Source organism: Streptomyces sp. NPDC002057, from assembly GCF_040296665.1.
Classification (GTDB): domain Bacteria; phylum Actinomycetota; class Actinomycetes; order Streptomycetales; family Streptomycetaceae; genus Streptomyces.
Window position 1 is genome coordinate 44,963 of the sequence record NZ_JBEOXR010000013.1, and the last position, 17,637, is coordinate 62,599.

Here is a 17,637-nt window from a genome sequence, read left to right on the forward strand (position 1 = left end):
GAGTGCTCCTGACGGACACCGGTAGAACTCGGACCGGGCCCCGCGAGGGGACCCTCCGAGGAGAGGACCCGGACATGAGCACCCACGTCAGCGCGGAGATCGCCGGCCAGCCCGACTGCTGGCGCCGCGCCGCCGAGATCGCCGACCGCGACGGCGACCGGCTGCCGGCCCGCGGTGAGCGCGTGGCGGTGGTCGGCTGCGGCACCTCGTACTTCATCGCCCGCGCCTACGCGGCGCTGCGCGAGTCCCTCGGCGCGGGCGAGACCGACGCCTTCCCCGCCTCCGACTCCACACCGCTCGGACGCGGATACGACCGGATCGTGGCCCTCACCCGGTCCGGCACCACCACGGAGGTCGTGGACCTGCTCGCCCGCGCGGCGGGGAACATCCCGACCCTCGTCCTCACCGGCGTGTCCGGCAGTCCCGCCGGACGGCTCGCGGACCGCGTCGTCGACCTCGGCTTCGCCGACGAACGCTCCGTCGTCCAGACCCGGTTCGCGACCACCGCCCTCCAACTCCTGCGCGCCGGGCTCGGGGTGGACCTCGGCCCGGCGATCGCCGACGCCGAACTCGTCCTGTACGAGCGGCTGCCGGCCGCCTGGGAGCGGCGCGGCCAGTTCACCTTCCTCGGCACCGGCTGGACCGTCGGACTCGCTGACGAGGCGGCCCTCAAGCTCCGGGAAGTGGCCCGCGCCTGGACGGAGTCGTACGCGGCGATGGAGTACCGCCACGGTCCGATCAGCATCAGCGACCGGTCCAGCCTCGTCTGGTGCCTGGGCCCCGCGCCCTCGGGGCTCAAGGACGAAGTGGAGTCCACGGGGGCGCTGTTCGCCGCCGACGCGATCGATCCGGTGGCCGCGCTCGTCCGCGCGCAGCGGCTCGCGGTCGCCCTCGCGGACCGGCGCGGCCTCAACCCCGACCGGCCCCGGAACGTCTCGCGTTCGGTGATCCTCTCCGGTGCGTTCCGCCCGACGGCCGAGGAGGCGGCCCGTATCCTGCGGTCATGATCGAAACCGATGTCACGGACCTCGCGGAGATGCCCGGCGACTGGCGGCGCGCCCTCGCCGTCGTCGCCCACCCCGACGACCTGGAGTACGGCTGCGCGGCCGCCGTCGCCGGGTGGACGGACGCGGGCAAGGAGGTGGTCTACGTCCTCGCCACCCGTGGGGAGGCCGGGATCGACACCCTCGCCCCGGACGTCTGCGGTCCGCTGCGCGAGCGGGAGCAGCGGGACAGCGCCGCCGTCGTGGGGGTGGACACGGTCGAGTTCCTCGACCACCGGGACGGGATCATCGAGTACGGGCTGGGGCTGCGCCGGGACATCGCGGCCGCGATCCGCCGCCACCGCCCGGAACTCGTCGTCACGCTCAACCACCGCGACACCTGGGGCGGCGCCCCCGGCGCCCCCTGGAACACCCCCGACCACCTGGCCGTCGGACGGGCCACGCTCGACGCGGCCGCCGACGCCGGGAACCGCTGGATCTTCCCCGAACTCGCCGACCAGGGCCTGGAGCCCTGGAACGGGGTCCGCTGGGTCGCGGTCGCGGCCTCCAGCACCCCGACGCACGCGGTCGACGCGGCCCCGGGCCTGGACCGCGCGATCCGCTCGCTGCTCTGTCACCGCGCGTACATCGAGGCGCTGACGGACGAGGACCCGGAGCAGTACGTCCGGTCCTTCCTCACGGCGGCGACGGACCGCGCGTCCGCCCGCTTCGGCGGCCGCCCGGCGGTGACCTTCGAGCTCTTCGCCCGCTGACGGACCGGGGGCCGGGCCCCCGGCCGCGCGGTCAGCCCATCGGCGCGGGCTTCAGCACCGCGAAGGGCGCGCCGAAGGGGTCGGCCAGCCAGGCGATCCGGCCCACGTCCGGGACGTCGGCCGCGGGCATCAGGACCGAACCGCCGTCGCCCTGGGCCGAGGCGGCGACGGCGTCGGCGTCCTCGACGTCGAAGTACGGGATCCAGCGCGGGACGTCGCCGGCGTCCAGGAACTCGGCGACGCCGCCGAAGGAGGCGTCCTCCTGGTCCCCCTCGGCGGTGGAGAGGACCCGGTACCTCATCCCGGGCGCCTCCATCGCGGCCCACCGCCAGCCGAACAGGGTCCGGTAGAAGCCGAGGGCGGCCTCCGGGTCGGCGACGTGCAGCTCCGCCCAGACCAGGGTGTTGGTCGAGGAGGTCCGTTCCAGACCCTTGGTGGCGCCGGGCTGCCAGACGGCGAACCGCGCGCCGCCCGGGTCGGTGAGGGCGGCCATGCGGCCCGCGTCCATGACGTCGAGCGCCGCGACGCGCACGGTGCCGCCCGCCGCCTCGGCGGCGTGCTGCGTGGCCTCGGCGTCCGGGGTCTGGAAGTACACGGTCCAGGCGCTGTCCGCGCCCTCCTCGGTGAGCGGGCCGACGGCGGCGACCGTGCGGCCGTCCTGCTCGAAGAAGCCGTAGCCCCCCGTGTCGGGCCCGGCGGAGCGGAACTCCCAGCCGAAGACGGCGCCGTAGAAGGCGGCCGCCGCCCCGGTGTCGGGACTGCCGAGATCGATCCAGCAGGGGGAACCCGTGGTGAACTGCGTACCGAGCATGGGAGGTGCGGTCCTTCCGTCGTCCGTGGCCGTGGCCGCGCGGTGCCCCTCGCCGGCCGGGCCCGGGCGGCCGGGAGGCGGTCGGCCGGGGACGGGGGAGCCGCGCGCGCCCTCGGGGCCGCGCCGCCGGTCCCTCGGGCTTCCGGCCACCATGACCGATCCTCGCCCCTCGGTTCGGGCGGCGCAGCCGCAGCCGACGGGGTTCATCCGACCGGCCGACCGGCCGGCGGGGGTTCATCCGACCGGCCGACCGGCCGCCTTCGCCTCCAGGTCGCCGAGGAGCAGCTCGCTGTTGAGCGCGACCCCGGCCCGGTAGCCCCGGCTCACCGCGTTGGCCACCTGTTCCTGCGGTCCCGTCACGTTCCCGGCCGCCCACACGCCGGGCACGCTCGTCCGGCCCGTCTCGTCCACCGCCACGAACGCGCCGAACGGGGTGGTCCGCAGCTCCGCGCCGAGCTGCCGCAGCACCCCGTCCCGGGCCGCGAGGCGGGAGGCCGCGGCGAAGACCACCGAACGGGCCACGGTCCGGCCGTCGGCGAGCCGCACCCCGGTCAGCCGGTCGTCCGCCACCGCGAGACCGGCCACCTCGCCCCGCTCGACGCGGACGCCCGCCGCGTCGAGGAGGGCCGCGTCGTGCTCCGACGGCTCACCGGCGGTGTGCAGGAACAGGGTCACGTCCTTCGACCAGTGCGCGACCATCAGCGCCTGGTGCGCGGGCATCGCCGGGTGGGCGATGACGCCGAAGGCCCGGTCACGGACCTCCCAGCCGTGGCAGTACGGGCAGTGCAGCACGTCCCGCCCCCACCGCTCGGCGAGGCCGTCGATCGCGGGCAGCTCGTCGACGAGTCCGGTGGTGACGACGAGCCGCCGCGCGCCGACCGTGGCGCCGTCGGCCAGGGTGACGACGAAGCCGCCGTTCCCGTCCGGTGCCGCGCCCGTCACCTCGCCCGTCCGGTGCTCGACCCCGTACCGGGCGATCTCGCCCCGTCCCGCCGCCAGGAAGTCGGCCGGGCTCATGCCGTCCCGGGACAGGACGCCCTGCATGTGGGCGGCGGGTGCGTTGCGCGGCCGGCCGGCGTCGACGACGAGGGTCCGGCGCAGCGACCGGCCCAGGACCAGGGCGGCGCTGAGCCCGGCCGCGCCGCCGCCGACCACCACCGCCTCGTACGCGGAGGTGCTGTCCCGTTCTGCCTTCAGAGGTGCGTTCATGGGCCGAGCGTCGCCCGGATCCAGTGAATCCGGCAAGCAATCTTGCTGTTTCTGCAACACTGGACCCATGACCGAAGACGATCGCATCGACGCCGTCCTGAACGAGGTCGGCCCCCGGCTCCGCCGGGTCCGCCGCGACCGCGGGGTGACGCTGGCCGAACTGTCCGCCGCCACCGGCATCTCCGTGAGCACCCTCTCCCGGTTGGAGTCCGGGCAGCGCAGACCCAGCCTCGAACTGCTCCTGCCGCTGGCCCGCGCCCACCAGGTCCCGCTCGACGAGCTGGTCGGCGCCCCCGCGACGGACGACCCCCGGGTCCGCGCCAAGCCGATCGTGCGCCACGGCCGCACGATGTTCCCGCTGACCCGGCAGCCCGGCGGCCTCCAGGCGTACAAGGTGATCCAGGAGAAGCCGCAGGAGGACCCGGAGCCGCGCGTCCACGAGGGCTACGAGTGGCTGTACGTGCTCTCGGGGCGGCTCCGGCTCGTCCTCGGGGAGCACGACGTCGTCCTCGGGGCCGGTGAGGCGGCCGAGTTCGACACGCGCGTCCCGCACTGGTTCGGGCCGACGGCCGACGGGCCGGTGGAGTTCCTGAGCCTCTTCGGCCCGCAGGGGGAGCGGATGCACGTCCGGGCCCGCCCGAAGAAGTCCGGCTGACGCGCGGACCGGGCCGGCGCGGCGCGGTCCACCGTCCGAAGAAGTCCGGCCGGCCGGTTCCCCCAGGGCAAGCGACCGCTTAGTATGCCACCGACCGCTCGGTACGGAGGAGGCTTCCGGATGCAGGCATGGCGTGTGTACGAGAACGGGGAACCGGCCGCGGTGATGCGCCGCGAGGAGGTGGCGCCACCCACACCGGGCGACGGCCAGGTCCTCCTCAGGGTCCGCGCCGCGAACGTCAACTTCCCCGACGCGCTCCTGTGCCGCGGCCACTACCAGGTGCGCCCCCCGCTGCCCTTCACCCCCGGCGTGGAGGTCTGCGCCGAGACCGAGGACGGCCGCAGGGTCATCACCACCGCGGCCCTCCCGCACGGCGGCTTCGCCGAGTACGTGCTCGCCGACGCGGCCGGAGTGCTCCCGGCCCCCGAGTCGCTCGACGACGCCGAGGCCGCCGCCCTCCACATCGGCTACCAGACCGGCTGGTTCGGCCTGCACCGCCGCGCCGCCCTACAGGAGGGCGAGACCCTCCTGGTCCACGCGGCCGCCGGCGGCGTCGGCAGCGCCGCCGTCCAGCTCGGCAAGGCCGCCGGCGCCACCGTCATCGGGGTCGTCGGCGGACCGGAGAAGGCCGCCGTCGCCCGTGCGCTCGGCTGCGACGTCGTCGTCGACCGGCGAGCGGAGGACGTCGTCGCCGCCGTCAAGGCCGCGACCGGCGGCCGGGGCGCCGACGTGATCTACGACCCGGTCGGCGGCGAGGCCTACCAGCAGTCCGCCAAGTGCGTCGCCTTCGAGGGCCGGATCGTGATCGTCGGCTTCGCGAGCGGCACCGTCCCCGCGCCCGCCCTCAATCACGCCCTGGTGAAGAACTACTCGATCCTCGGCCTCCACTGGGGCCTGTACGCGGCCAAGGACCCGGCCTCGATCGGACGCTGCCACGAGACGCTCACGGCCTACGCCGCCAAGGGCCTCATCACACCGCTCATCGGAGAGCGCGTCCCCTTCGCCGGCGCGGCGGACGCCGTCCAGCGGGTCGCCGACGGCACCACCACCGGACGTCTCGTCGTCCTCCCGGAAGGGGTCCACGCATGACCGACGCCGACGAACTCCGCGCCCTCACACGGGCGTTGCTGGCCGAGCATCCGCCGGCCACCACCGACCGCACCGACTTCCTGCGCGCCCGCTTCGACGCCGGACTCGCCTGGGTGCACTACCCGGTCGGCCTCGGCGGGCTCGACGCGCCCCGCGCGCTCCAGACCGTCGTCGACGCCGAACTCGCCGCCGCCGGCGCACCCGACAACGACCCGCGCAAGATCGGCATCGGCCTCGGCATGGCCGCCCCCACCGTCCTCGCCCACGGCTCCGAGGAGGTCAGGCGGCGCTTTCTACGGCCCCTCTGGGTCGGCGAGGAGGTGTGGTGCCAGCTCTTCAGCGAACCCGGCGCGGGCTCCGACCTCGCCGCGCTCGCCACCCGCGCCGTCCGCGACGGCGAGGACTGGGTGGTCGACGGACAGAAGGTGTGGACCTCCAGCGCCCACACCGCCCGCTGGGCCATCCTCATCGCCCGCACCGACCCCGACGCGCCCAAGCACCGGGGCATCACCTACTTCGTCTGCGACATGACCGCCCCCGGTGTGGAGGTCCGGCCGCTGCGCCAGATCACCGGCGAGGCCGAGTTCAACGAGGTCTTCCTCACCGGGGTCCGCATCCCCGACGCCCACCGCCTCGGCGAGGTCGGCGACGGCTGGCGGGTCGCCCAGACCACCCTCATGAACGAGCGGGTCTCCATCGGCGGCGCCCGCATCCCCCGCGAGGGCGGCATGATCGGGAAGGCCGCCACGACCTGGCGCGAGCGGCCCGAGCTGCGCACCCACGACCTCCACCGGCGCCTCCTCGACCTCTGGGTCGACGCCGAGGTGGCCAGGCTCTCCGGGGAACGGCTCCGTCAGCAACTCGTCGCGGGCCGGCCCGGCCCCGAGGGCAGCGCGATGAAGCTCGCCTTCGCCCGCCTCAACCAGGACATCAGCGGCCTGGAGGTCGAACTCCTGGGTGACGAGGGCCTGTTGTACGGGGAGTGGGAGATGCGCCGCCCCGAGCTGGTCGACTTCACCGGCCGCGACGCCGGCTACCGCTATCTGCGGTCCAAGGGCAACTCGATCGAGGGCGGGACCAGCGAGGTGCTGCTCAACATTGTCGCCGAGCGGGTCCTGGGCCTGCCGCCCGAGCCCCGCAACGACAAGGACGTCGCCTGGAAGGACCTCGCCCGATGACGGAGCAGACGGAACAGACGGAACAGTCGGAACAGTCGGAACAGTCGGAACAGACGGAACAGACCGCGCAGACCCGACAGGCCGCACAGACCGAGCACCCGGGTCGGCCCGGGACGGCCGGTCTCGCGGAAAGCCCCCTCGACCTCCTCTACTCGGAGACCGAGGACGACCTGCGCGCGGCCGTCCGCGCCCTGCTCGCCGACCGGGCGGGCCACCAGACCCTCCTCGGCCGGATCGAGACGGACAGCCCGTACGTCCCCGGCCTGTGGAAGTCCCTCGCGGCCGACATCGGCGCCGCCGGACTCCTCGTCCCCGAGAAGCTCGGCGGACAGGGCGCGAGCCACCGGGAGGCCGCCGTCGTCCTGGAGGAGCTCGGCCGCGCGGTGACCCCGCTGCCGTACCTGACGAGCGCGGTGGTGGCCACCGAGACCCTGCTCGCCCTGGCGGGGGAGAGCGACGCGGCGGCCGCGCTGCTCGCGGACCTCGCGAGCGGCCGTACGGTCGCGGTCCTCGCCGTACCGCTGTCGACCGCACCCGACGCCGACCCGGCGGCAGGCCCCTCCGTGTCCGGGGTCGCCGACGCCACCGCCGCCGACGTGTTCCTCGTCCCCCGCGCCGACGGTCTGTACGCCGTACCCGCCGGGGAGGCGACCGTCGAGCCGCGGACCCCGCTCGACCTCACCCGGCCGCTCGCGGCGGTCACCACCGGGACCGGGAGCGGCACCCCGCTCGCGGGGCCCGAGGCCTCCCGCGCGGCGGTCCGGCGCGGACTCCTCTCCGGGGCCGGCCTCCTCGCCTCCGAGCAGCTCGGTCTCGCCGAGTGGTGCCTGGAGGAGACCGTGCGCTACACCCGCGAGCGCCACCAGTTCAACCGCCCGGTCGGCTCCTTCCAGGCCCTCAAGCACCGCATGGCCCAGCTCTGGCTGGACCTCGTCGGGGCCCGGGCGGCCGCCCGCGCCGCCGCCGACGCGCTGGCCACCGGGAGCGCGGACGCCCCGCTGACCGTCGCCGTCGCGCAGGCGTACTGCTCCAAGGTGGCCGTCCGGGCCGCCGAGGAGTGCGTCCAGCTGCACGGTGGGATCGGGATGACCTGGGAGCACCCCGCCCATCTGGCCCTGAAGCGGGCCAAGTCCGACCAGATCGCCCTGGGGTCGGCGGGCCGGCATCAGGACGCGATCGCCGCCCTCGTCGGCCTGGCACCGCCCGTGTAAGGGGCCGCCGCGCCCGCACCCCTTTACATACTGTTTAATTGCATGCTGTTCGCAAAAACAGTTGATCTCCAAAAGGGGTGTGGACACGATGACCGCCCGATTCCTCCGCGGCACGGCCGCCGCGACGCTCACGGGGGCCCTGGCCCTCACGGCGGCGGCCTGCTCGAACCCCGGCTCCACCGCCGGGGGCACCGGCGGACCCAAGGATTCCGCGGTCGTCGGCATCGCCTACGAGCCGGAGACCCTCAGCCCGCTCCTCGGATACGGCAAGGACGGCAACTCCAAGATCTTCGACGGGCTCCTCGCCTTCGACGCCGACATGAAGCTCCAGCCGGCGCTCGCGAGCAAGCTGCCGCGGATCGGCGACGGCGGCCTCACCTACACGTACACCCTCCGCAAGGGCGTCACCTTCAGCGACGGTGCCCCCTTCACGGCGAAGGACGTCGTCTTCACCTACCGGACGATCCTCGACCCGAAGACGAACAACGCCTCCCGCACCGAACTCGACGCCCTCAAGAGCGTCGAGGCGGTCGGCGACGACACCGTCGTCTTCCGGCTCAAGTACCCCTACGCGCCCTTCGCCGAGCGCACCGTCCACGCCATCGCCCCCCAGCACGTCGCGGCGGCGCAGGACGTCAACACCGGTGCCTTCACCACCAAGCCGATCGGCACCGGCCCCTACGTCCTCACCGGCTGGTCCAAGGGCGAGAAGCTCAGCTTCAAGGCCAACCCGACCTACTGGAACGGCGCGCCCGCGGTGAAGAAGTTCACCATGGCGATCATCAAGGACGACGACGTCCGCGCCACCCGGCTCCGCGCCGGAGACCTCGACGGCGCCGTCCTGCCGCCCAACCTCGCCGCCGGGTTCAAGGGCGACAAGGCGAAGAAGACGTGGCAGGCGAAGACCTACGACTACCGTACGGTCACCCTCCCCACCCACAACAAGGTCGCCGGCGACACCGCCGTCCGGCGCGCCCTCGACCTCGCCGTCGACCGGCAGGCCATGGTCGACAAGATCCTCGAAGGGGCCGGGAAGCCCGCCTACGGGCCCGTCCCCACCGACAGCCCCTGGTTCGCGAAGGGCACCGAGCGCCGCCACGACCTCGCCGGCGCGCGGAAGATCCTCGACGAGGCCGGCTGGAAGCCCGGCCCCGACGGCGTCCGCGTCAGGAACGGCGTCCGCGCCACCTTCCCGATCTGGTACCTCTCCGGCGACAAGCTCCGCCAGGACCACGCCCTCGCGTACGTCTCCGACGCCAAGAAGGCCGGCATCGACATCACCGCCCAGGCCGGCACCTGGGAGGTCATCGAGCCCCGGATGAAGACCGACGCGGTCCTCGCGGGCGGCGGCTCGCCCGGCGACCCCGACTTCGACCAGTACCTGCTCCTGAACTCCGCCCTCGCCGGCGACGGCTTCAACAACATGGCCTGGTACGACAACAAGGCCGTCGACCGCGCCCTGGAGGACGGCCGCCGCACCGACGACCTCACCGAGCGCCGTGCCGCGTACGACACCGTCCAGCGCGAACTGGTGAAGAACCCCGGCTACACCTTCCTCACCCACATCGACCACCTCTACGTCGTCGACGACGCCTGGGACGGCCTCGACACCCAGACCGAGCCGCACGACCACGGTCTCGCCTCCGGTCCCTGGTGGAACGTCGAGAGCTGGAAGCCGAAGACCGCCGCAGCGACGCAGAAGTGAAGCGCCGCCTCCCCTGGGGGGCCATGGCGCGGATGACGGGACGGCGCGCCCTGGCCGCCGTCCCCGTCCTCCTCGCCGTCACCTTCGCGGTGTTCGCCGTCGCCGAAGCCTCCCCGTTCGACCCCGTCAAGGCCTACGCCGGCACCGCCGGACTCACCGCCTCGCAGGAGAACCTCGACCAGCTCCGCGCCAACCTCGGCGTCGACCGGCCCCTCCTCACCCGCTGGTGGGAGTGGCTCACCTCGGCCCTCACCGGCGACCTCGGCGACTCCGCCGTCATGCGCCGCCCCGTCGCCGAGGTCATCGGCGAACGCCTCGGCTGGTCCGTCCTCCTCGCCGTCACCGCCTTCCTCGTCGCCATCGCCCTCGGCACCCTCCTCGGCGTCCTCGCCGGACGCCGCCGCGGCGGCCTCGTCGACCGGGCCGTCAGCTCCGTCGCGTACACCCTGGAAGCCGCCCCCGCCTTCTGGCTCGGCCTCCTCGCCATCTGGTTCTTCGCCCTCCAGCTGGGCGCCCTGCCCGCCGGCGGCCTCACCGACACCGCGAGCGACACCGTCACCTTCGACCAGGTCGCCCGCCACCTCGTGCTGCCCGCGCTGGTCCTCGGCGTCTCGCAGCTGCCGTGGTTCTTCCTCTACGTCCGCCAGGGCGTCGGCGACGCCCTCGACGAGGACCCCGTGCGCGGCGCCCGCGCCCGCGGCCTGCGCGAACGCACCGTCCTCACGGGCCACGCCCTCCGCTCCGGAATGCTGCCCATGCTCACCCTCGTCGGCTCCCGCGTCCCCGAGCTGATCACCGGAGCCCTGCTCGTGGAGACCGTCTTCAGCTGGCCCGGCATCGCCGCCGCCACCGTCACCGCGGCCACCTCCGTCGACTTCCCGCTCCTCGCCGCGCTCACGGTGCTCGCCACCGCCGCCGTACTCCTCGGCAACCTCCTCTCCGACCTCCTGTACGGACTCGCCGACCCCAGGGTGGGCTTCGATGGCTGACCCGCGCACCCACCGCCTGCGGCTCTGGAGCTCCGCCCTCGTCGTCGGCGTCGTCCTCCTCGCCGTCCTCGTGGTGCCGCCGCTCGTCCAGCTCGACGAACAGGCCGTCGACCTCTCGCAGAAGCTCCTCCCGCCCTCCTGGGAGCACCCCTTCGGCACCGACGACCTCGGCCGCGACCTCCTCCTGCGCTGCGTCTACGGCCTGCGGGTCTCCCTCCTCGTGGGACTCGTCGCCGCGCTCGTCGCCACCGTCGTCGGCACCGCCGTCGGAGCGGCGGCCGGGGCGCTCGGCGGCTGGATCGACCGCACCCTGATGCGGCTCGTCGACGCCTTCTCCTCCGTGCCGCACCTGCTCCTCGGCATCTTCGTGGTGGCCCTCTTCCGGCCCGGCGTCTGGCCCGTCATCGCCTCCGTCGCCGTCACCCACTGGCTCTCCACCGCCCGGATCGTGCGCTCCGAGGTCCTCTCCCTGCGCACCCGGCCGTTCGTCGACGCCGCCGTCTCCGGCGGCGCCTCCCGGTGGCGCGTCACCGTCCGGCACCTGCTGCCCGCCGTCCTGCCGCAGGCCGGACTCGCCGCCGTCCTGATGGTCCCGCACGCCATGTGGCACGAGTCCGCGCTGTCCTTCCTCGGCCTGGGCCTGCCCAGCCACCAGGCCAGCCTCGGCAACCTCGTGCAGAACGCGCGCTCCTCGCTCCTCGCCGGGTACGGCTGGCCCACCCTCTTCCCCGGCGTCCTGCTCATCGTGCCGACCCTCGCCATCGCCGGGCTCGCCGGCGTCTGGCGCGACCGTCTCAACCCGCGCCGCCGATCGGAGCTGATGCTGTGAACGCCCCCTCCGCTCCCGGGCGCAAGGTCCTGCGCGCTCTCGACGCCGTCGCCGCCGAGCGGGCCGGGGACGCCGTTCTCAGTGTCCGCGACCTCACCGTGCGGTTCCGGCTCCGGGGTGGCCGCACCGTCGCCGCGGTCACCGACGCCGACTTCGACCTCGCGGCGGGGGAGTGCCTCGCCCTCGTCGGCGAGAGCGGCTGCGGCAAGTCCGTCCTCGCCTCCGCGCTCCTCGGACTGCTGCCCGCCAACGCGGAGACCTCGGGCACGGCGCTGCTCGCGGCCCCCGAGGGGTCCACCGGCGCCGTCGACCTGCTCGCCGCCGACGAGAAGACCCTCGCCCGCACCGTACGGGGCCGCCGCGTCGGCCTCGTACCGCAGAGCCCCGCCGCCCACCTCACCCCCGTCCGCACCGTACGGTCCCAGCTGGAGGAGACCGTCCGCGCCCTCACCGGCACCTCCCGCCGGGAGCGCGGGAAGGCCGCCGAGGACGCCGCCGCACGGGCCGCCTTCCCCGCCGGACACCTCGACCGCTACCCGCACGAACTCTCCGGCGGCCTGGCCCAGCGCGCCGCCACCGCCCTCGCCCTCATCGGCGACGCCCGCCTGCTCCTCGCCGACGAGCCCACCACCGGCCTCGACCGCGACCTCGTCGACCGCACCGTCGACGAACTGCGCCGCCACGCCGACGACGGCCGCGGCCTGCTCCTCATCACCCACGACCTGGCCGCCGCCGAACGCATCGCCGACCGCGTCGCCGTCATGTACGCGGGCCGGATCGTCGAGATCGCCCCCGCGCACCGCTTCTTCGGCCCCCCGGGCCCCCGCCACCCCTACGCCAGGGGACTCCTCGACGCCCTCCCCGACCGGGCGTTCACCCCGATCCCCGGCATGCCCCCGGAACTCTCCGCGCTGCCCGAGGGGTGCGCCTTCGCCCCGCGCTGCCCCGCGGCCACCGAACTCTGCGCCACCCGACCCGCGTTCACCGCCGGCGTGGCCTGCCACCACCCGGAGCGCCCCCGTGCTTGAACTCGACGCCGTCACCGCCGGCTACGACCGCCGCACCCCCGTCTTCCGGGGCGCCTCGCTCACCGTCGCCCCCGGCGAGTCCGTCGGCCTCCTCGGCCCCAGCGGCTGCGGCAAGTCCACCCTCGCCCGGGTCGCCGCGCTCCTCCACCGCCCCCACGCGGGCCGCCTCGTCCTCGACGGCACCGAGATCCGCGCCTGGCGCCACCGCGCCCCGCGCGAACTCCGCACCGCCGTCGGCGTCGTCTTCCAGCAGCCCCGCACCGCCGCCGACCCCCGGCTCACCCTCGCCGACCTCGTCGTGGAGCCGCTGCGCGCCACCGGACGGCGCGCCGAGGCCCCGGCCCGGCTCGCCGAACTCGCCCCGGCCGTCGGCCTCACCCCCGACCTCCTCGTCCGCCGCCCCCACGAGGTCAGCGACGGCCAGCTCCAACGCGCCTGCCTGGGACGGGCCCTGGCCCTGCGCCCCCGCTGGCTGATCTGCGACGAGATGACCGCGATGCTCGACGCCTCCACGACGGCCGCCCTGGTCGCCGCCGTCGAGGCCTACCGTGCCGACACCGGCGCCGGCCTCCTCGCCGTCGGCCACGACCGCGTCCTGCTGAGCCGCTGGTGCGACCGGACGGTGGAGTGGAAGGACTGCCTGCCCGCCGACGAGAGCCCCGCGCCGACGCCGCCCGGCGACTGAGCCCGGACGGATCTCACCCGTATGGCCGCCGCGCCGTACGCCCGGACGGACCGCGCATTCCGCCACACTGTCCGCCGAACGCCGCAATTCCGGTGCGGCGACGGAGGGACGTGAACGCGATGGCCGTTTCCATTTCTGTCGTGCTGCTGCTGCTGGTGCTGGCCGTGATCTTCCTGCGCAGCGGCGGGCTCAAACTGACCCACGCGCTCGTCTGCGCCCTGCTCGGCTTCTTCCTCGCCGGCACCAGCATGGCGCCCACCATCCACAACGGGGTCGCGGCCACCGCCGACGTGGTCTCCAGCCTCAGGCCGTGATCATTGCGCGGTCGTGAACTGCCTGTGAAACACAGGCCAGTTGCATGTACATCTCACGGACTCGGGCCTAGCGTCGGGCGCCGGCGCGACAGACGCCAGCAACCCGAGGAGCCGCAGTGACCACGCCCCCGCCACGAAGACGAGCACGCGCGCTCGTGCTGATCGCCGCGCTGAGCGCGACCCTCCTCGCGGGCGCCGCCCCCGTCGCCCAGGCCGAGGAGATACCGCTCGCCATCGGACACCGGCTCGTCGACCACTACGACGGCGCCCCCGGCACCGCCCGGCCCGTGCCCGGCAAGGGCACCGCCCAGCACCCCTACCTCGCCCCCAACGGGCGCAGCGGCATGCACGCCGACGGGGCGGGCAGCGGCACCCACCCCTACCCCGGGCCGCTCGGCCGCGCCCCGCGGGTGGACAGCGAGAAGATCGCCCCCGTCGGCGGTGAGTGCGCCACCGTCACCTTCGACTCCGGCGGCCGGCTCGTCACCGTGTGCGGCACCTTCAACGGCTTCCTGCTGAAGCTGCTCGACCCGGGCACCCTGGACACCCTCGCCGAGTACAAGCTGCCGCAGCGCTCCTCCACGGTCGAGGCCATCACCCGCCTGGACTTCGAGAAGATCTTCAAGGACACCTCCGGCGGCGCCTACTTCTACCTCGACAACCAGGACCGGGTCGTCCTCGCCGACTCCCGGCAGCACATCCAGCGCATCGCCCACCGCCAGAAGGCCGACGGCGCCTGGGAGTTCGTCGTCGAGAACGACTGGGACCTCACCTCCCTCGTCCCGCACGACTGTGTCACCTGGACCAACCTCTTCCCCAGCGGCGTCTGCGACCCCGTCACCTCCGTCATGCCGGACTGGGACGGCCGCATCTGGTGGGTCACCCGTCTCGGCCGCGTCGGCACCGTCGACCCCGCCACGGGCGCGCTCCGCGCGATCCGCCTGGCGGGCGAGGAGATCCAGAACTCCTTCTCCGTCGCCGAGGACGGCGTCTCCCTCGTCACCGACCACGCCCTGTACAGCTTCGAGGCCGACGCCGACGGGGTCCCGCGCGTGCGGTGGCGCGAGGTGTACGACCGGGGGACCGGCACCAAGCCCGGTTCGGTGAACCAGGGTTCGGGCACCACCCCCGACCTCTTCGGCACCGGTGACGAGTACGTCGCCATCACCGACAACGCCGACGACCGGATGAACGTCCTCGTCTACCGCAGGGGCGTCGACGTCCCCGCCGCCGAGCGCCTCGTCTGCAAGGTGCCGGTCTTCGGCTCCGGAGCCTCCACCACCGACAACTCGCTGATCAGCTGGGGCAACAGCCTCGTCGTCGAGAACAACTACGGCTACGAGAACCCGAGCACGCTCCTCCTCGGCAAGAGCGTCGTCGGCGGCGCGACCCGGATCGACGTCCGCGCTGACGGCAGCGGTTGCGACACCGTCTGGGAGAGTGACGTCCGCTCGCCGTCGACCGTGCCGAAGCTCTCCACCGCCAACGGACTGCTCTACTTCTACGAGAAGCGCCCCAACTCCTGGGGCATCGACGCCTGGTACCTCACCGCCGTCGACTTCCGCTCCGGCCGGCGGGTCTTCAGCCGCTTCACCGGCACCGGCCTCTCGTACGACAACAACTGGGCCCCGATCACCCTCGGACCCGACGGCACCGCGTACGTGGGCGTCTTCAACGGCATCATCGCCGTCCGCGACACCGCCTGACGCACACGGAACCGCCCCGGGACCCCGGTCCCGGGGCGGTTCGCCCTCCCGTACCGCTCAGACGAACTCGGGCATGTCGCCGACGGTGGTCCTGACGTCGATCACGGCGAACGCGGCCCCCTGCGGGTCCAGGATCGCCGCGAAACGGCCGAAGGGACTGTCCATCGGCCCGAACACCTTGCGTCCGCCGAGGCGTTCGGCCGCCTCGACGGCCTTGTCGCAGTTGTCGACGGCGAAGTACAGCTGGATGTACGAGGGGATCTCCGGCGGGAAGTCCTCCGCCGTCATCACCATCCGGCCGAGCACCGGATCGGCACCGAGGTCGAAGACCCGGTAGTCCATCTCCCCGTCCCGCATCGTCTTCGAGCCGTATCCGAAGACCGCGGTGAAGAACGGGTCGGCCTTCGCCGGCTCCCGGGTGAAGACCTCGGCCCAGGCGTACGAGCCGGTCTCGCCCTGCAGCTCGAAGCCCGTGTGCTGACCCGGCTGCCAGACGCCGAACGTGGCACCCGACGGTTCCTGCGCGAGGCACATCGTGCCGAAGTCGCCGACCTGCATCGGCTCCATCAGGACGGTGCCGCCCGCGCTCCGGATCCTCTCCGCCGTGGCGGCGGCGTCGGGCGAGGAGAAGTACAGACACCAGGCCGACGGCATGTCGCCGTCCTGGCCCGGCATCGGCGGCACGACGGCCGCGACCGCCTTCCCGTTCTTGAACGCCTGCGTGTAGTTGCCGTACTCGGAGGAGGACTCGCCGAAGGTCCAGCCGAGCACGTCGCCGTAGAACGTCTTGGCGCCCTCGACGTCGTTGAACATCGCGTCGGCCCAGATCGGCGTGCCTGCGGGTGATGCGCCCATGACGGTGACTCCCACTTCCGCTTCGATGACGTGTTCCTACGAGCCACGCTAGTCACGGCCGCCCCGGGGCGCTCGGTGACACGGTGTGGCGACCCCCGGATGCCCCGCTCAGGCCGGGAGCGCCGGAGGGACCACGGCGACCGGGCAGTGCGCGTGGTGCAGCACCGCGTGGGCGACCGAGCCGATCAGCAGCGAGCCGAAGCGGTGCCGGTGGTGGCGGCCCACGACCAGCAGTCCGGCGTCCCGCGAGCCCTCCACCAGGCGGCCCGCCGCGTCCCCCGGCACCACCGCCGGGCGCAGGTCGACCCCCGGCCACCGTGCCGCGAAGGGGACCAGCCGTTCCTCCTGCTCCCGCGCCGCCCCCCGGACGAGCCCCTCCGTCTCGTCCGCGAGCGGCAGGGGCGGCGGCACCTGGAGCGCCGGGGCGGGGGAGACCATCAGGGCGCTGGGCTGCGGGGGCACCCGGAACGCCGTCACCACCTCCAGCGGGACGCGCCGGTGGTGCGCCGCCCCGAAGGCGAAGGCGATCACCTCGTCCGGAGTCTCCTCCGTCTGCAGTCCGAGCAGCACCCGGCCCGCCTCCGCGCCGCCCTCCAGGACGGCCGCGCGGGCCTCGTGCGGGACGACGACGAGCGGGCAGGGGGCCGTCGAGGCGAGGGTGCGGCTGGTCGAGCCGAGCAGCAGGCTCGCGAAGCCGCCGTGACCACGGGAACCGGTCACCAGGAGCCGTGCGCCCCGGGCCGCGGTCGGCAGGGCGTCGGTCACGGACCCGTCCAGGGACTCGTACCGCACGGGGACGCCGTGCCCGCGCTCCTCCACCCTTTCCCGTACGGCCGTCACGACCGTGTCGGGAATCTCGGGCGACCCGCCGAGGGAGGCGATCCGGGCGGCGCCGAGCTGCAGGGCGTCGGAGCGCACATGGGCCACGACCAGCGGAGATCCCAGGTGCTCGGCGGCGCTCAGGGCCCACTCCAGGGCCCGGAGACTGTGCTCGGATCCGTCCACGCCGACGACGACGGGCGGCCCGGACGCGGTGCTCGTGTCACTCATGGGGGAATGACTCCCGCGCCCGCGCGAACGCCACACCGGCCCGTGGAGACGAAGCAGGACCGGCCCCCCGTTCGCACGGGGGGCCGGTCCTGGGGAAGACGATCAGGCGTTCTCGTCGCGGCGCGCCCGCTCCGCGTCGCGCTCCTTGATGCGGACGGTCTCCTTGCGGACCTCCGCCTGGGTGGCGCGCTCCTTCTGCAGCCACTCGGGGAGCTCCTGCTTGAGGGCGTCGATCTGCTCGGTGGTGAGCGCCTCGGTGATGCCGCCGCGCGCGAGACCGGCGATGGAGACGCCGAGCTTCTGCGCGACCACCGGGCGGGGGTGCGGGCCGTTCTTCCGGAGCTCCTGGAGCCAGGCGGGCGGATCGGTCTGGAGCTCGTTCAGCTCGGAGCGCGAGACGACACCCTCCTGGAACTCCGCGGGGGTGGCCTCGAGGTACACACCCAGCTTCTTCGCCGCGGTGGCGGGCTTCATCGTCTGGGTGTTCTGGTGCGACGTCATGGTGTCAAGGGTATCGAGCGTGCGGCCGAGTTCCGACCACGGCAGCTACCGGTAACCTGGCGGGGT

The 17,637-nt window shown here is 74.0% G+C and carries 18 protein-coding genes; 13 read left to right on the forward strand and 5 right to left on the reverse strand.

The annotated features are described in order from the left end of the window. Window positions 1–74 precede the first annotated feature (74 nt). Both ABT129_RS13720 and ABT129_RS13725 read left to right on the forward strand, forming a co-directional pair. A complete protein-coding gene (locus ABT129_RS13720) occupies window positions 75–1,007 on the forward strand; it encodes an SIS domain-containing protein (RefSeq protein ID WP_351900438.1) in 933 nt (310 codons plus the stop codon). Continuing rightward, complete coding sequence (locus ABT129_RS13725; RefSeq protein ID WP_351900439.1) at window positions 1,004–1,756, forward strand: PIG-L deacetylase family protein; 753 nt, start codon at window positions 1,004–1,006, stop codon at window positions 1,754–1,756. The genes ABT129_RS13720 and ABT129_RS13725 overlap by 4 nt, the downstream gene beginning before the upstream one ends. Before the next feature lie 31 nt (window positions 1,757–1,787). Here the strand turns inward: ABT129_RS13725 and ABT129_RS13730 are convergent, their stop codons facing one another. Together ABT129_RS13730 and ABT129_RS13735 are read right to left on the reverse strand one after the other, a co-directional pair. Further along, entirely contained in the window at window positions 1,788–2,567 is a 780-nt protein-coding gene (locus ABT129_RS13730) for a VOC family protein (protein WP_351900441.1), read from the reverse strand. 234 nt (window positions 2,568–2,801) lie between these two features. Further along, window positions 2,802–3,776, reverse strand: a complete 975-nt coding sequence (locus tag ABT129_RS13735) for an NAD(P)/FAD-dependent oxidoreductase (RefSeq protein ID WP_351900442.1) — start codon at window positions 3,774–3,776, stop codon at window positions 2,802–2,804. A 67-nt stretch (window positions 3,777–3,843) separates the two neighbouring features. On the opposite strand from ABT129_RS13735, the gene ABT129_RS13740 reads away from it, so the two are divergent. From ABT129_RS13740 to ABT129_RS13790, 11 genes are all read left to right on the forward strand, one after another. Continuing rightward, the gene (locus tag ABT129_RS13740) at window positions 3,844–4,431 is read left to right on the forward strand and encodes a helix-turn-helix domain-containing protein (RefSeq protein WP_351900443.1); all 588 of its coding nucleotides are present in this window, start codon (window positions 3,844–3,846) and stop codon (window positions 4,429–4,431) included. A gap of 120 nt (window positions 4,432–4,551) precedes the next feature. Then, window positions 4,552–5,520: an NADPH:quinone oxidoreductase family protein gene (locus tag ABT129_RS13745; protein ID WP_351900445.1), complete on the forward strand. Its 969-nt coding sequence runs from the start codon at window positions 4,552–4,554 to the stop codon at window positions 5,518–5,520. Next, the gene (locus ABT129_RS13750; protein WP_351900446.1) at window positions 5,517–6,698 is read left to right on the forward strand and encodes an acyl-CoA dehydrogenase family protein; all 1,182 of its coding nucleotides are present in this window, start codon (window positions 5,517–5,519) and stop codon (window positions 6,696–6,698) included. The genes ABT129_RS13745 and ABT129_RS13750 overlap by 4 nt, the downstream gene beginning before the upstream one ends. Beyond that, a complete protein-coding gene (locus ABT129_RS13755; RefSeq protein ID WP_351900447.1) occupies window positions 6,695–7,909 on the forward strand; it encodes an acyl-CoA dehydrogenase family protein in 1,215 nt (404 codons plus the stop codon). The genes ABT129_RS13750 and ABT129_RS13755 overlap by 4 nt, the downstream gene beginning before the upstream one ends. 88 nt (window positions 7,910–7,997) lie before the next feature. Then, a complete protein-coding gene (locus ABT129_RS13760) occupies window positions 7,998–9,614 on the forward strand; it encodes an ABC transporter substrate-binding protein (RefSeq protein WP_351900449.1) in 1,617 nt (538 codons plus the stop codon). Next, window positions 9,611–10,603: an ABC transporter permease gene (locus ABT129_RS13765; RefSeq protein WP_351900450.1), complete on the forward strand. Its 993-nt coding sequence runs from the start codon at window positions 9,611–9,613 to the stop codon at window positions 10,601–10,603. Before ABT129_RS13760 ends, ABT129_RS13765 begins: the two co-directional genes overlap by 4 nt. Beyond that, the gene (locus tag ABT129_RS13770; protein ID WP_351900452.1) at window positions 10,596–11,432 is read left to right on the forward strand and encodes an ABC transporter permease; all 837 of its coding nucleotides are present in this window, start codon (window positions 10,596–10,598) and stop codon (window positions 11,430–11,432) included. The genes ABT129_RS13765 and ABT129_RS13770 overlap by 8 nt, the downstream gene beginning before the upstream one ends. A 29-nt stretch (window positions 11,433–11,461) precedes the next feature. Then, entirely contained in the window at window positions 11,462–12,460 is a 999-nt protein-coding gene (locus ABT129_RS13775) for an ABC transporter ATP-binding protein (protein WP_351900544.1), read from the forward strand. Beyond that, window positions 12,453–13,145 (forward strand): ABC transporter ATP-binding protein, encoded by a 693-nt coding sequence (locus ABT129_RS13780; protein WP_351900453.1) that lies wholly within the window; start codon window positions 12,453–12,455, stop codon window positions 13,143–13,145. Before ABT129_RS13775 ends, ABT129_RS13780 begins: the two co-directional genes overlap by 8 nt. A 119-nt stretch (window positions 13,146–13,264) precedes the next feature. Further along, on the forward strand, window positions 13,265–13,459 hold the full coding sequence (locus ABT129_RS13785; RefSeq protein ID WP_351900454.1) for a hypothetical protein: 195 nt from the start codon (window positions 13,265–13,267) through the stop codon (window positions 13,457–13,459). Between the two features lie 116 nt (window positions 13,460–13,575). Then, window positions 13,576–15,165 carry a hypothetical protein gene (locus tag ABT129_RS13790; RefSeq protein WP_351900456.1) on the forward strand — a complete coding sequence of 530 codons (1,590 nt, stop codon included), beginning with the start codon at window positions 13,576–13,578 and terminating at the stop codon, window positions 15,163–15,165. Between the two features lie 57 nt (window positions 15,166–15,222). Here ABT129_RS13790 and ABT129_RS13795 read toward each other — a convergent pair whose 3' ends face one another. From ABT129_RS13795 to ABT129_RS13805, 3 genes are all read right to left on the reverse strand, one after another. After that, complete coding sequence (locus tag ABT129_RS13795) at window positions 15,223–16,020, reverse strand: VOC family protein (protein WP_351900457.1); 798 nt, start codon at window positions 16,018–16,020, stop codon at window positions 15,223–15,225. A gap of 108 nt (window positions 16,021–16,128) precedes the next feature. Beyond that, complete coding sequence (locus ABT129_RS13800) at window positions 16,129–17,070, reverse strand: universal stress protein (protein WP_351900458.1); 942 nt, start codon at window positions 17,068–17,070, stop codon at window positions 16,129–16,131. A 102-nt stretch (window positions 17,071–17,172) separates the two neighbouring features. After that, window positions 17,173–17,571, reverse strand: coding sequence for a DUF5997 family protein (locus tag ABT129_RS13805; RefSeq protein ID WP_351900460.1), 399 nt, complete (start codon window positions 17,569–17,571; stop codon window positions 17,173–17,175). Between the last annotated feature and the right edge of the window lie 66 nt (window positions 17,572–17,637).